Consider the following 13,879-nt stretch of genomic DNA (forward strand, 5'->3'; position numbering starts at 1 on the left):
TTTATTTGCGCATGAAGTCGGGGCTGGCCAGCAGCAAGCCCGTGCGCAGCGGGGCCGCCTCGCGGCCGATGCGCTCCCGGGTGGGGCCGCTCAGGAAAACATCGAGGTAGGCGGGTTCTGCCATGCGCGGCGCCAGGGCCATGGCGTAGTCAGCACGTCGCGTCAATGCCTCGGGCGCCAGCCAGGTGGCGGCATCGGTCTTGTAGCCGTCTGGGGTTTGCCAGCCATGCATGGGCTGGCCGGCCTGCGCCAGAAAACCCAGGGTCTGCATCAGGTCGCGCCGGTCCTTCACGCCGCCGGCAGCGGTCAGCACCGAGCAGGCATAGTCCATCGGCGTCTTGAAGAGCTGGTTCCCGGCTGCCCAGAACTCCGGCTCCGACACCAGCGTGCGCATCACGGCGCGGAGGTCGCCTTGCGTGGCCAGAAAGGTCCGGCTCAGGCGCTCCACCAGTGCCGCCGGCGGCTGGTCAGCCACAAAAAAACTGGCCAGGCGCATCGAGATTCTTCGCGCGGTGGCCGGCTGGCGCGCCAGGAAGCGGATGGCGTCCTCGCCCTCGGCCATGCCCTGCGCGGCATAGGGGCGACCCAGCAATGTCTTGTCACCCTGATCGTGAAGGCGCCCGGCAAAACGGAACCCCTCACCGCCCCGGATGTTCACGGTCCAGCCGGTCAGGATGCGCGCCAGCTCGCGCACGTCGGCCTGCGTGTACCCGCTGTTCACACCCAGGGTATGCAGTTCCATGAGTTCACGGGCGTAGTTTTCATTGAGTCCGCGGCTGTTGCTCTGCGCCTGGTCCAGGTAAAGCAGCATGGCCGGGTGCTGCGCGCTGGCCAGCAGCAGGTCTTCAAAACGCCCGAGCGCGTGGGGCCGGATCACGTTGAGGACGTAGTGCCCGACAAAAGGCCGCACCGTGCCCTTGCCGACAAACACGTTGAGATGGTTGAACCAGAACTCGGTCATGCGTGCCAGCAGGGGGGCCTCGACCGCCGGGTCACTGCAGGCCATCAGCCGCCAGGCCGCGGCGCTCTGGGCCATCTCGCGGCTGAACACCTCCACACCGCCCGCGCCGGTCAATGGGGTTCGCCCGGCGGCGTCCGGCCTGGCCTGCTCGCGCAGGGTCTTGCGCGCTTCGCGTTCTTCATGGAATTCGCGGACGATGTCGTTCAGCGGCGCATTGATGCGCGCCAGTTCGGCCGGCAACCGGGGCGGCCGCTGGCTGGCAGCGTAGGCGGCGTCAATCTGCTGCAGCGCCCAGCCACGCGGCGCTGCCTGTGCCGCCTGCGCCGAAGCCGGTGTGGGTGCATAACCGAGGCGCGAGGTGGCACGCCAGGCGGCCGCGGTGTTGGCGGAAGGCGCGCCGGCGTCGGGCTGGGCCTGCAGCGCGGGGCTGCCGAGGCTGGCCAATCCTGCCAGCATCCCTGCAAGCAGTCGGTTGAGCGTGGTGGCTGTGGGCATGGTCACTCCTGAAGCCCCATTTAACGCCGGGACCGGGCCCGGCGTTGAACCGCAGGCGCAGCTTTACACAGCTTTGCCGCGGTTTACAGCGTCAGGATGGTGCAGCCGGTGGTCTTGCGCGCTTCCAGGGAGATGTGCGCCTGCTGCACCTCGGCCAACGGAAAACGCTGGTCAATCGGGATATTCACCTTGCCGCTGCTGACCATGGCAAACAGCTGGTCGGCCATGTCCTGCGTGCTTTCGCGCGTGGCGATGTGGGTGAACAGGGTGGGGCGCGACACATACAGCGAGCCCTTGGCGGCCAGCAGGCCGATGTCCAGCGACTCGACCTTGCCCGAGGCGTTGCCGAAATTGGCCAGCAGGCCAAACGGGCGCAGGCAGTCGAGCGACTTGAGGAAGGTATCCTTGCCGACCGAGTCGTACACCACCTTCACGCCCTGGCCGCCGGTGATCTCCTTGACGCGGGCGACAAAATCCTCTTTCGCGTAGTTGATGACAAAGGCCGCGCCCTGCGCCTTGGCCAGCGCGCACTTGTCGTCCGAACCGGCCGTGCCTATCAGTTGCAGGCCCATGGCCCGGGCCCACTGGCAGGCGATCAGGCCGACACCGCCGGCCGCGGCGTGAAACAGCACAAAATCCCCAGCCTGCAAGCCGCCCTGCGGCTGGGTGCGGTTCAACAGGTACTGCACCGTCAGGCCCTTGAGCATCATGGCCGCGCCGGTCTCGAAGGAAATGTCGTCGGGCAGCTTGCAGACACACTTGGCCGGCATCACGCGCAACTCGCAGTAGCTGCCGGGGGGCTGGCTCGCATACGCCGCGCGGTCACCGGGTTTCAGGTGCGTGACACCCTCGCCGACGGCCTCGACCACGCCCGAGGCTTCCATGCCCAGCTGCAGCGGCATCGGCAGCTTGTACAGGCCGGCGCGCTGGTAGACGTCGATGTAGTTCAGGCCCACCGCCTTGTGACGGATGCGGATCTCGCCGGGGCCGGGTTCGCCGACAGTCACCTGCACCAGCTTGAGTTCTTCAGGTCCGCCGTTCTTGTCAATCTGGACGGCGAGCGAGGTGGTCTGGGCCATGGTGAGTTTTCCTTGGAATGCGATGGAAGGGACGTGAAAAGGCGAATGCGGCCTGCATCCTGCCACGAATCACCCGGCTCTGCTCGCCGCAGGCGCGGCCGGCCCGGGCACCGGGCGGGTGTTCAGGCTTTCTTCAGCAATCGCGCCGAGTGCTGGGTACAGTCGCCGCATGACGCCCGGCCTGACTCCTCGCACCGCCCTGCTCCTGATCATCCCGCCGCTGCTCTGGGCCGGCAATGCTGTGGTCGGGCGGCTGGTCAACCAGCTCGTGCCGCCCATCACGCTGAACTTCCTGCGCTGGGCGCTGGCGTTTGTCATCCTGCTGCCGCTGGCCGGCTGGGTGCTGCGCCGCCGCAGCGGTCTGTGGGCCCACTGGCGGCGTTTTGCGCTACTAGGTCTACTCGGGGTGGGCGCTTACAACGCGCTGCAATACCTGGCGCTGCAGACCTCGACCCCGCTCAATGTGACGCTGGTCGCGGCCAGCACGCCGGTGTGGATGCTGGGCATAGGCTGGCTGTTTTTTTCCCAGAAGGTGTCGCGCCGGCAGATCGTGGGGGCGCTGCTGTCGATAACCGGCGTGCTGGTGGTCCTGTCGCGCGGCCAGTGGTCGCTGCTGGCCCAGGTGCGGCTGGTCCCCGGCGACCTGTATGTGCTGCTGGCCACCATGGCCTGGGCGTTTTACAGCTGGCTGCTGGCCAAACCCGCGGAGCCGCCGGAGATCCGCAAGGACTGGGCGGCCTTCCTGATGGCGCAGATGATTTTCGGGCTGGGCTGGTCCGGCCTGTTCGCGGCCAGCGAATGGGCCCTGACCGATGCCCACATCCAGTGGGGCTGGCCCCTGGTCGCCGCGCTGCTCTATGTCGCACTCGGCCCGGCCATCCTGGCCTACCGCTGCTGGGGCGTGGGCGTGCAGCGTGCCGGCCCCGCGGTGGCCGGCTTTTTCGCCAACCTCACGCCGTTGTTTGCAGCCCTGATGTCGGCCGCTTTTCTGGGGGAGTTGCCGCACCTGTACCACGGACTGGCGTTCGCGCTGATTGTGGGCGGGATTGTGGTGTCGGCGCGGCGATAAGCCACTGAGTCAGGCGCCGCAAGGGCCCGGTGCGCAAGGCCTAATTCAGCCGGGAAAGCGTGAGCGCAAGCGCTGGAAAGTCCTGGTTGTTGATGCGCGTCGCGAGCTTGGTGCCCGTCATGGTGCTGCCGGTCATCTCGAGTTCGTAGGTCATGGCACTCCGGCCGGACTGCATGGCGCCGTCATTGGCATACACGATGACGGTGATCCTGTCGCCTGCCGGCTCCAGCGCGCCGGGTACTTGTCTGCATAGCTTGCCGCGCCGTCCCCCTGGAGAGTCAACCTCGCGCGTTCACCTGCTTCGGTGACCACCTGCCAGACGCCCACTGGCGTGGCTTGCGCCAGCGGCCGTTGGTGAGCCGCGCTGGCCGGTAGCGCCGCCTCAGCTTTCGTGGATGAAGCCTGCTTTCCGGCAGCCGCGCCGACACACCGAAAACTGCCGTCCGGCGAATCCCTGATTTCGGATTTGCCGAAACCAATGCCGCCTTCGCAGGCTGCATAGCGGTATTCCTGCATGCCACTGGCCCGTATGCTCGAGCCTGCTTCGATGTTGTTGGAATGGGTGTAAAAACTGTTTCCCGCCGGTCCGTCGCCACACTTCTTCTTCGTGTATTTCTGCTCACCACACCAGACCACAAAGACCTTGTAGTCGCAGCTGTTCCTGAAAACAATGTCCTGTTTGTCGCGCGATGCGGAAACACAGTCCATGGCGCTGCGGCCGGAGTTGCCGGCAGCCGATGCGCCGGTTACCAGAAAGGCCAGCGCCAGGACCAGCAGATACCGATGTTTCATTGTTTTCTCTCGCGGTGCGTTGTTCGGAGAATCAGCCGTGCCCGGGCGAGGCCAAGGTGCATGTCATGAAGCTTAGGTGCGGACAAGTTCCAGCGCCATCGCGGGAACATGGGGTGCGGAAATACACAGTGAAAGGCTGCATTTCCAAAGTGCCCCGGCCTGCCCGTGGGATGCCGGTGGCGGCGTGCCGACCGGTTTACTTCGCCAGCCAGCCCAGGCCTTTGGCATGCAGGCTCTGGATGTAAAGCCTGTCAGCTGTTTCCGTGACGCCGGTGGTTTCCGGGTAAGACCCGCTGGGGTCCTGCAGGTCGGCGACGATTTTCCCGTCTTCGGTGAATGCCATGACATGCCCGTACGAGGGTGGAATGGGCCACATCGCGCGCGGCAGCCGCAGGGTGAGCTTGCGCAAAAAGGGCTTGTCCGCGAGTTTGTCGATCGTCGGGTTTCTGGGCTTGGCCAGGCCCAGCCATATCCTGCCGTCCAGACCGCGCATGAGGTTGTCAGGGTAACCGGGCAGGTTGTCCAGCAGCACACTGGCTTGCGGATTCGGTTGCGCCACGTCCATCTGGCTGGCGTCCACGGAAATTTTCCACACGCGGTATTTGCCGGTTTCGTTGACGAACAGGAACCGACCGTCCTGACTCAGGGCAACGCCATTGGCAAAACTCAGGCCCTGGGCGACCACCCGCGTGGCCCGGGTCGCCGGATCGTATTCCAGGATTCTCCCTGTCGAGGACTGCTCGAGAATGTCCAGCACGCTGGCTTCAAAGGTACCGCCCCACGCGGCCGGCGCAAAACGTGTGGAGGCATCGCTGACATAGATTTTCCCGTTGCCGGCCACGATGACCGCGTCCGCATAACGGATCGGGTCGCCCCCCACTTTGTCGGTCAGCAACCTTATTTTTCTGTCCGGACCGATGGACAGCAGGCCCTTGACCGCATCCGCCGCTATCAGCTGGCCTGCGGCGTCAAAGTCAAAACCCAGCACCCTGCCGCCGGTGTTGGCAAACACCTCCTGCGCGCTGCCGTCGGGATTCATGCGCAGGATGTTGCCGCTGGCGGCGGTGGCGTACAGCTTGCCGTCCCTGGCGACGACAACATGCTCGGGCCCTTCTTCTGCACCCAGCGAAATCATTTGCAGCCCCGCCAGTCTGGTGTTGACCGCGTGCGCACCGGTGTAGCCAGGGGCCGTGTTTGCGTTCCAGCTCACGGGCTCTATCGGTACCGGCCACCCACTCAGGTACGCACCCGCCGCCGCCACCATCAGGACCACGATCCATGCTGCCTTTTTCATAGACTGCACTATAGCCTTGAGCGCAGCCTGTAGCCGACCGTGCAGGCCTTCGCTGACAGGTCCGCAAATGGCCAGTCGTCGCCCGGAGGCCGCGGCATGATACCCGTTTCCGGAAAACACCCGCCCCATGACACCTGCGCTTCCCCGTTCCCTGCTGGCCCTCACCAGAGCCAACCTGGCGGCGCAGTCGGCCGAGCAGCTGAGCCTGGCGGCGGTGCCCATCGTCGCTGTGCTGGCCCTGGGCGCCGGGCCCGGCGACATCGGGCTGCTGGCAACCGCCCAGACCCTGCCCTTTCTGCTGCTGTCGATTCCCCTGGGCCTGCTGGCCGACCGCACATCGCGGCGCCGCCTGATGGTGTGGGCCGAAACCCTGCGCGGCCTGGCCCTGTTCGGCCTGCTGGCCGCCGTGATGTCCGGCCAGCTCTCCATCGGTCTGCTGGCCGTGCTGGGATTTCTCGGCGCCGTTGGCACGGTGGGCTTCAGCGTCGCTGCGCCCGCCCTGGTGCCGGCGCTGGTGCCCCGTGAAGCCCTCGCGCGTGCCAATGGCCGGCTGGAACTCGCCCGAAGCGCCGCTTTTGCAGCGGGGCCCGCGCTCGGCGGCGCGCTGGTCACCTGGGCCGGCGCACCGGCCGCGTTTGTGCTGGCGGCCGTGTTGTCAGGGTCTGCGGTGGTTCTGTTGCTGCAACTGGTGGAGCCGCCGCGCGCGCCCATGGCCAGGCGTCACCCCCTGCTCGACATACGGGACGGCGCCCACTGGGTCTGGGGTCATGCGCTGCTGCGGCCCATTTTTCTGACGGCTGTGGCCTGGAATATTTCCTGGTTCGTCCTGCAGGCCGCCTACGTGCCCTACGCCATCCGGCTGCTCGGCCTGAGTGCTGCGGCCGTGGGCATGACACTCGCCGCATATGGCGCCGGCATGGTGGTGGGCGCGCTGCTGGCGCCGCACCTTGTTGCGAGGCTGCCCTTCGGCCGGGCCATTCAGCTGGGGCCGGCCGTCTCGGTGCTGGCGGCACTGACCATGGTCGCCACACTCGCCCTTCCATCCGGCGTGCTGGCGGGCATGGCATTTTTTCTTTTCGGCGCCGGCCCGATTGTCTGGACCATCACCTCCACAACCTTGCGGCAGACCGTCACCCCCGGCGCCATGCTGGGGCGCGTGTCGGCGATTTTTCTGGCTGCCAATACGGGGGCCCGGCCCATCGGCGCCGCACTTGGCGGCGTCGTGGGCGCGACCTGGGGCGAACCGGCCTGCCTGGTGCTGGCCCTGGCGGGGTTCGCGGTTCAGGCCTGGATTATTTTTGGTTCGCAAGTCAGGGTGCTGCAGCGCCTGCCCCAGGCAGCGAGCTGACCAGCGTGCCAGCCGAAAGCCTCATCCCTGCCCCTATGACCAAGGTCAGACGCCAACCCACGGCAAGCTGCCTTCCGACACGCGGCCGGGTTCGCGCTCGAGAATCGCAGGGGTTCCGGGCCAACTCCTTTAGCGGATCAATAGGTCCCGGGGTAAGCCCCACCATCGGCCAGCACGTTCTGGCCCGTCATGTAAGCGGCATGTGTGCTGCACAGGAAGGCGCAGATCGCACCGAACTCGTCGGGCGTGCCAAAACGGCCAGCCGGAATTTGCGCCTGTTGCGCGCGGCGGACCTCTTCGACACTCTTGCCGGATTTCTCGGCAGTAGCTCGCACGGTGGTGGCGATGCGGTCGGTGTCGAACTTGCCGGGCAGCAGGTTGTTGATCGTGACACCCTGGGCCGCCAGTTTGGTACGCGCCACGCCGGCAACAAACCCCGTCAGCCCGCTGCGCGCACCGTTGCTCAAGCCCAGAATGTCAATCGGCGCCTTCACCGAGCTGGAGGTGATGTTGATGATGCGGCCGAAGCCGCGCGCCGCCATGCCGTCCACCGTGGCCTTGATCAGCTCGATCGGGGTCAGCATGTTGGCGTCCAGCGCCTTGATCCAGGCGTCGCGGTTCCAGTCGCGGAAGTCACCGGGTGGCGGGCCGCCGGCGTTGGTCACCACGATGTCGAAGTCCTTGCGCACTGCGAAGACCGCCGCGCGGCCTTCAACGGTTGTGATGTCCGCCGCAACAAACTGCACGCTGGCGCTCGCCGGCCGGGCGCTGTCAGCTATCAATTTTGCAGCAGTCGCTTCCAGGACCTCGGCGCCCCGCGCGACGATCAACACGTTCACACCTTCGCGCACCAGCGCCTGGGCACAACCCAGACCGAGGCCCTTGCTTGCGCCGCACACCAGTGCCCATTTGCCTGCGATACCTAAATCCATAATAATTTCCGCTTCTTCGTTGAAAGTTGAGGAGCCATGATACTGAGTAAATCCAAGCGCGTTCACTGGCTGGGCTCTTGCGCCCTTCTGCTGGCCGGCGCCCTGGCCCATGCACAAACGGAAGCCGTGCTGGTCAAGCGCGCCACCGAATTGCGCGAGGCACCCGGGGAAACATCGCGCAGCCTGGTCCCGCTGGCGGCGCGTACGCCGGTCACGCGCTCCGGTGCGCGCCAGGGCGCATGGATCCAGGTGCGCACCGCTGAAGGCGCCAATGGCTGGGTCCACATGTTCGACGTGGCCCCGGCCAGCAGCGCCACGGCGTCCGGCACCGGCGCCAATGCACTGCGCGGCCTGACCAGCTTCTTCAACAAGGGCAGCGCCCAGGGGGGGAGCACCACCGCCACCTCCACGGTGGGCATACGGGGACTCGGCGCTGAGGACCTTGCGCGCGCGCAACCCGACATGGCCGCAGTGGCGCAAGCCGACACCCTCCGCATGGATGCCGACCAGGCCCGACAGTTCGCCGGCGCGGCGGCTCTCAGCAGCCGGCCGGTGGAGGCCCTGCCCAACCCGGCGCCAGCGCCGCTGCAAAACACCGGCCCCACGGGCAACAACAACAACAACTAGGAGCCGCCCATGACGCTGCCACCCCTTTCCCCGCAACCGGCCTGGCTGCTGACGCTGGCACTGACAGCCGGTCTGGCCTGTTTGCCAGCGCACGGCCAGGACGCCGGCAAGGCCCTGAACCTGCTGGGCTCCTTTCTGCGCCAGGCCGCCCCTGCCGAAGCGCCGGCGCCAGCCCAGCCGTCCACGCCCGGCGGGATGCTGGGAAACATGCTGGGCGCCAGCTTCGCCCCGGCCGGCGCTGGCCAGGCGGCACGGGCCGGTGACCTGATCGGCCTGCTGTCGCAGTCACTCGAGCAGATTGACGAGCCCCGCGAAATTGAAATCGGCCGCCAGCTGGCCGCCGTGCTGCTGGGCAGCAAGCCGCTGCATCCCGACATGGCGCTGCAGCGCTACGTCAACCAGCTGGGGCGCTGGATCAGCCTGCAGTCCTCGCGGCCACAACTGCCCTGGACCTTTGCGGTGCTGGACGATGCCGGCTTCAACGCTTTCGCCGCGCCCGGGGGGTATGTGTTCGTGACCAAGGGCTTGATCGAGCGTGTTGCCGACGAGGCCGAACTGGCCGGCATCCTGGCGCATGAAATCACCCACGTGACCGCCAGACACCACCTGCAGGCCATCGCCAAGACCGCACGCGCCGGCCTGCTCACACAGGTCGTCGGCTCGCAGGTCAAGGGTCAACTGGCGGGCGCGGTGTCGGCCCAGTTTCTGAGCCTGGGGCGCGACCTGTATTCACGCGGACTGGACCAGAGCGATGAATTCGACGCCGACCGCAGCGGCGTGGCACTGGCCGCACGCGCCGGTTTCGACCCCTACGGCCTGGTGGCCGTGTTGCAGCAGCTGCGCACTGCCACGCCCGACAACCCCCTGTTTGCACTGTCGCTGAGCACCCACCCGCCAGCTCAGCAGCGGCTGGACCTGCTGGAGCAGGCCATGGGCAACCGCATGGACGGCTTGAGCGGACAGCAGGCCGTTACCGTGGCGCAGCGCATGGAAAGGCTGGCGGCCTCCCGCACCGCCAGCAGCTCCAATGCACCGGCGGCCGCTGCACCGGCGGGGCGGCGGGTTCCGGTGAAGAAATAGGACGTTCTCGTCCGCAGTTGGGCCGAGGCTGCTGTGGTCCGCACCGGACAGCGGGGCTGGACTCCCCACTCCCTCCCCTAGCCCCTCCCTCGCCCCGCTGGGCGATGGAGGGGGACTTCATTTGGCCACATGTGCTGCTGCCGCGTGCAAACATGACAGTCCCGTGCGTCCGACATGACGCGCTTTGCGCGTCATGTCTCCCCGCATCCGAATCCGCATTTGTTTTCCCCACCCGTCGGGCTGGGCCGAGGAGCGCAGGCAAAAGCGGATCAGGGATCGCGATTGTCTGAGCCGAAGGCGAGTTCGAGCGAGACCCCGCTTTTCCCGAGCACCGCAGGTTGCCCCGAAGCGCAGCGCAGGGGACCCAGACCATCGGGTCGCCTTTTCTTTTGCTTACTTTTCTTTTGGCGACGCAAAAGAAAAGTGAGTTGCCGCCGGGCAACCCCCGGCTAACAGACGTGGGCGAACTGAAAAGGAACTTAACAGGCTTGATGCCTGAAACGCGCACAGGGCCAGCACGGGCCGCAGCGTGAAATACAAGCGCTGGAACTCACTTGCCCGCGCGGGAAAACACAAAAATCCCCGCAATCACCAGCACAGTCCCCGCGGCCACCCAGGCCGTGAACGGCTCACCGAGAATCAGCACGCCCATCAAAATGGTGGACATCGGGCCGACCATGCCGGTCTGCGCGGCCAGGCTGGCGCCTATGCGTTCGATGGCCATCATCACCATGAGCACGGGGGCCGCCGTGCACAGCGTGGCATTGAGCACCGACAGCCAGATCACCTCGGGTGCCACCGCCACAGCGCTGAGCGGCCTGAGCAGCACGAACTGCAGGATGCAGAACAGGCAGGCGACCGTGGTGGCCAGGCCGACCAGACGCAGGGCGCCCAGGCGCTTGACCATCTCGCCGCTGTAGACCAGGTAAAGCGCATAACTGACGGCGCTGAGAAACACCAGCAGCGCGCCCCACGCTGCATCGGGACCCAGCAGGGTGATCTCGTGGCCGAAAACCAGCACCACGCCGCTGTAGCTGATCGCCATGCCCATGATTTGCGGCGCACTGATGCGCCTGCGGTACAGCACCAGACCCAACAGCAGGACCAGCGTGGGATTGAGGTAGAGGATCAGCCGCTCGAGCGAGGCGCTGATGTAGGCGAGCCCTGCAAAGTCCAGAAAACTCGCCAGGTAATAACCGGTAAAGCCCAACCAGAGCACGCCCAGCCAGTCCTTGCGGGTCAGGGCCGCCTTGCCCCGGCTGGCCCACCAGGCCATGACCGCAAAGATCGGCAGCGCAAACAGCATGCGGTACATGATGAGCGTGACCGCATCCACGCCATAACGGTAGGCGAGCTTGACGATGATCGCCTTGCCGCTGAAGGCGATCGCGCCGAAGGTCGCCAGCAGCAAGCCGGTCGCTATGCTTTTAGGAGCTGTCTGCGCCCGTTGTTCCTGGGCTGGAAGTGTTTTTGACTCTGATCTGTTGGGCAAGGGCAAATTCTAGAAACCGACGGCCTGACCGTCGCGCCGGCTGTCACTGGCCGCCACATAACCTTCGACCTTGGGATCGCCCGCGCGGCAGATGAACTGGCCCGCGCCGAAATCCTGGTAGGAGTCGTTGATCACTTCCATGCGGTGGCCGCGGTCCGACAGTCCCTGCACGGTTTGCGGGTTCATCGCCGCCTCGACATTGATTTCAAAACCGGCGTTGTAGCGCCAGCGCGGCGCATCACAGGCGGCCTGCGGGTTCTGCCCGTAGTCGAGCATGCGCACCAGCGTCTGCATGTGGCCCTGCGGCTGCATGTTGGCACCCATCACGCCATAAGACATGACGGGCTGCCCGTCCTTCGTGAGAAAGGCCGGAATGATGGTGTGGAAAGGCCGCTTGCCCGGCGCCACCTGGTTGACGCCGGGCAGCAGGCTGAAGCCGTGGCCGCGGTTCTGCAGGCTGATGCCGAACTCGGGCTCGACACAACCCGAGCCAAACCCCATGTAGTTGCTCTGGATGAAGCTGACCATCATGCCGTCCTCGTCGGCCGCTGTGAGGTAAATGGTGCCGCCCTTGACCGGGTTGCCGGCGCCGAAGTCCTGCGCTTTTTTCATGTCGATGAGTTTGGCACGGGAGGCGAGGTAGGCGTCGTCGAGCATTTGATCGACGCTCACCTCCATCGACGATGGCTCCGCCACGTATTTGTACACGTCGGCAAACGCCAGTTTCATGGCTTCAATCTGCAGGTGCTGTGAATCCACCCCGTCCACCGCCAGGCCGGCGACATCGAACTTGTCCAGGATGCCCAGCGCAATCAGTGCCGAAATGCCCTGCCCGTTCGGCGGAATTTCGTGCAGCGTGTAGCCGCGGTAGTCCTTGCCGATGGGCTGGACCCACTCCGGCCGGTAGGACGCAAAGTCTTTGGCCGTCAGGCTGCCGCCGTTTTGTGCGGAGAATTTTTCAATCGCCTGCGCGATCTCACCGCCGTAATAGGCCGCGCCCTTGCTTTGCGCGATCGCCCGCAACGCCCTGGCCGCCGCCTTGAACTGGAACAGCTCGCCCACATTCGGCGCGCGGCCCCAGGGCAGAAAGGACTGGGCAAAACCTGGCATGCCTTTGAGCTCATCGGTAGCGGCCGCCCACTTCTGCTGCACCACCGGCGGCAGCAGGTAGCCGCGCTCGGCGATTTCGATCGCGGGCTCCATCAGGTCGGCAAACGGCAGTCGGCCAAAACGTTCACTCATGGCCACCCAGCCAGCCACGGCACCGGGCACGGTCACCGAATCAAGACCGCGCTTGGGTGGGGTGGCGGCGCCGTCGCCGTATTTGCGCTTGAAGTAATCCGGCGTCCAGGCCTGCGGTGCACGGCCCGAGGCATTGAGACCATGCAATTCCTTGCCGTCCCACAGGATGCAGAAGGCGTCGCTGCCCAGGCCGTTGCTGACCGGCTCGACGATGGTCATGGCGGCGGCCGCGGCAATCGCCGCATCCACCGCGTTTCCGCCCTTGAGCAGCATGCGCAGGCCGGCCTGCGCGCCCAGCGGGTGCGAGGTGGACACCACATTGCGGGCAAACAGGGGGATGCGGGTGGAAGTGTAGGGATTGCTGTAGTCGAATTTCATGAATGGCTCTGAAAAAGGGAGGACCGGCACCGGGCCTCCGGCGCCGGGGAAAAGCTGTCAGTCGGTGGTGATCTTGCGCTCGGAAATGATTTTTTTCCACTTGGCGTTGTCGGTCCTGACCATGGCCGCAAAAGCCTGCGGGGTGCCCCCGGTGGGCTCGGCGCCAAGCCGGGCAAAACGCTCCTTCACGTCGGGGTCGGCCAGAGCCGAGTTGAGCGCCTGGTTCACCCGCGCCGTCAGCTCGGCATTCAGGCCCTTGGGGCCGTACACGCCAAACCAGGTCACCGACTCGAAGCCCGGCAGGCTTTCGGACACCGTCGGCAGATCAGGGGCGAGCGCCGTGCGCTTGAGGCTGGTGACCGCCAGGGCACGCAGCTTGCCGTCCTTGACATGCGGCATTCCGGTGACAAAGGAGTCGAACAGCACATCGAGCTTGCCGCTGATCAGGTCCGGCATGGCCAGCGCGGTTCCCCGGTAGGGAATGTGAAGAATGAAGGTGCCCGACTGCGCCTTGAAGTACTCGGTGGTCAGGTGCACGATGGTGCCGTTGCCGCTGGACGCGTAGTTCAGCCGGCCCGGATTTTTTCGCGCGTGGTCCATGAACTCCCGCATGGTCCTGGCCGGTGAAGACATGGGCACCAGCACCACGTTGGGCGAACTCGCGACATAGGCGATCGGCGTGAAATCGGTCTCGGCGTTGTAGGGTATTTTCGGGTTGATGGCCGGGCCTATGCTGTGGGTGCTGGACGTCGCCAACAGCAGCGTGTAGCCATCGGGTGCGGCCTTGGATGCAGCGTCGGCGCCTATGGTCCCGCCGGCGCCGGGCCGGTTGTCCACCACCACGGTCTGCCCGATTTTTTCACCAAGCTTCTGCGACAGCGCGCGCGCCAGGATGTCAGTGGCGCCGCCCGCCGGGAAAGGCACGATCATGCGGATCGGGCGCGAAGGATAAGCAGCGCCCGGGGCGGCTGCAGAAGTCTGTGCCGCAACGGGCATTGCGGCTGCAACTGCCAGGCTGGCCGTGGTCAAAAAAATGATATGTCTACGTTTCATTTCGACATTGTGCAACGGTTTTCCCATTGGCACCGTT

General features: G+C 65.8%; 12 protein-coding genes. 4 read left to right on the forward strand and 8 right to left on the reverse strand.

All coding sequences use genetic code 11. The features are described from left to right. Window position 1: 1 nt before the first annotated feature. Window positions 2–1,456 carry a DUF1800 domain-containing protein gene (locus PSV26_RS06295; RefSeq protein WP_300568898.1) on the reverse strand — a complete coding sequence of 485 codons (1,455 nt, stop codon included), beginning with the start codon at window positions 1,454–1,456 and terminating at the stop codon, window positions 2–4. An 83-nt stretch (window positions 1,457–1,539) separates the two neighbouring features. Next, complete coding sequence (locus tag PSV26_RS06300) at window positions 1,540–2,535, reverse strand: quinone oxidoreductase (protein ID WP_300568901.1); 996 nt, start codon at window positions 2,533–2,535, stop codon at window positions 1,540–1,542. A 169-nt stretch (window positions 2,536–2,704) separates the two neighbouring features. On the opposite strand from PSV26_RS06300, the gene PSV26_RS06305 reads away from it, so the two are divergent. Then, window positions 2,705–3,604, forward strand: coding sequence for a DMT family transporter (locus tag PSV26_RS06305; RefSeq protein ID WP_300568904.1), 900 nt, complete (start codon window positions 2,705–2,707; stop codon window positions 3,602–3,604). 150 nt (window positions 3,605–3,754) lie between these two features. On the opposite strand, the gene PSV26_RS06310 is transcribed toward PSV26_RS06305, so the two are convergent. Together PSV26_RS06310 and PSV26_RS06315 are read right to left on the reverse strand one after the other, a co-directional pair. Then, window positions 3,755–4,396 carry a hypothetical protein gene (locus tag PSV26_RS06310; protein WP_300568906.1) on the reverse strand — a complete coding sequence of 214 codons (642 nt, stop codon included), beginning with the start codon at window positions 4,394–4,396 and terminating at the stop codon, window positions 3,755–3,757. Window positions 4,397–4,592: 196 nt separating this feature from the next. Then, window positions 4,593–5,690: an SMP-30/gluconolactonase/LRE family protein gene (locus tag PSV26_RS06315; RefSeq protein WP_300568909.1), complete on the reverse strand. Its 1,098-nt coding sequence runs from the start codon at window positions 5,688–5,690 to the stop codon at window positions 4,593–4,595. Between the two features lie 127 nt (window positions 5,691–5,817). On the opposite strand from PSV26_RS06315, the gene PSV26_RS06320 reads away from it, so the two are divergent. Then, a complete protein-coding gene (locus PSV26_RS06320) occupies window positions 5,818–7,038 on the forward strand; it encodes an MFS transporter (protein WP_300511643.1) in 1,221 nt (406 codons plus the stop codon). Between the two features lie 137 nt (window positions 7,039–7,175). On the opposite strand, the gene PSV26_RS06325 is transcribed toward PSV26_RS06320, so the two are convergent. Continuing rightward, the gene (locus tag PSV26_RS06325) at window positions 7,176–7,970 is read right to left on the reverse strand and encodes an SDR family oxidoreductase (protein ID WP_300511644.1); all 795 of its coding nucleotides are present in this window, start codon (window positions 7,968–7,970) and stop codon (window positions 7,176–7,178) included. Window positions 7,971–8,006: 36 nt separating this feature from the next. Here PSV26_RS06325 and PSV26_RS06330 point away from each other — a divergent pair, with 36 nt between their 5' ends. Together PSV26_RS06330 and PSV26_RS06335 are read left to right on the forward strand one after the other, a co-directional pair. Continuing rightward, window positions 8,007–8,597: an SH3 domain-containing protein gene (locus PSV26_RS06330; RefSeq protein ID WP_300568912.1), complete on the forward strand. Its 591-nt coding sequence runs from the start codon at window positions 8,007–8,009 to the stop codon at window positions 8,595–8,597. 9 nt (window positions 8,598–8,606) lie between these two features. Further along, window positions 8,607–9,677: a M48 family metalloprotease gene (locus tag PSV26_RS06335; protein ID WP_300511646.1), complete on the forward strand. Its 1,071-nt coding sequence runs from the start codon at window positions 8,607–8,609 to the stop codon at window positions 9,675–9,677. A 550-nt stretch (window positions 9,678–10,227) separates the two neighbouring features. On the opposite strand, the gene PSV26_RS06340 is transcribed toward PSV26_RS06335, so the two are convergent. The 3 genes from PSV26_RS06340 to PSV26_RS06350 all read right to left on the reverse strand — a co-directional run bounded on the left by PSV26_RS06340 (window position 10,228) and on the right by PSV26_RS06350 (window position 13,842). Next, window positions 10,228–11,100 (reverse strand): DMT family transporter, encoded by an 873-nt coding sequence (locus PSV26_RS06340; protein ID WP_300569091.1) that lies wholly within the window; start codon window positions 11,098–11,100, stop codon window positions 10,228–10,230. 78 nt (window positions 11,101–11,178) lie between these two features. Next, complete coding sequence (locus PSV26_RS06345) at window positions 11,179–12,789, reverse strand: gamma-glutamyltransferase family protein (RefSeq protein WP_300511649.1); 1,611 nt, start codon at window positions 12,787–12,789, stop codon at window positions 11,179–11,181. Between the two features lie 57 nt (window positions 12,790–12,846). Continuing rightward, on the reverse strand, window positions 12,847–13,842 hold the full coding sequence (locus PSV26_RS06350) for a tripartite tricarboxylate transporter substrate binding protein (RefSeq protein WP_300568915.1): 996 nt from the start codon (window positions 13,840–13,842) through the stop codon (window positions 12,847–12,849). Between the last annotated feature and the right edge of the window lie 37 nt (window positions 13,843–13,879).

Source organism: Polaromonas sp. (assembly GCF_029945685.1).
Classification (GTDB): Bacteria; Pseudomonadota; Gammaproteobacteria; order Burkholderiales; family Burkholderiaceae_C; genus Polaromonas.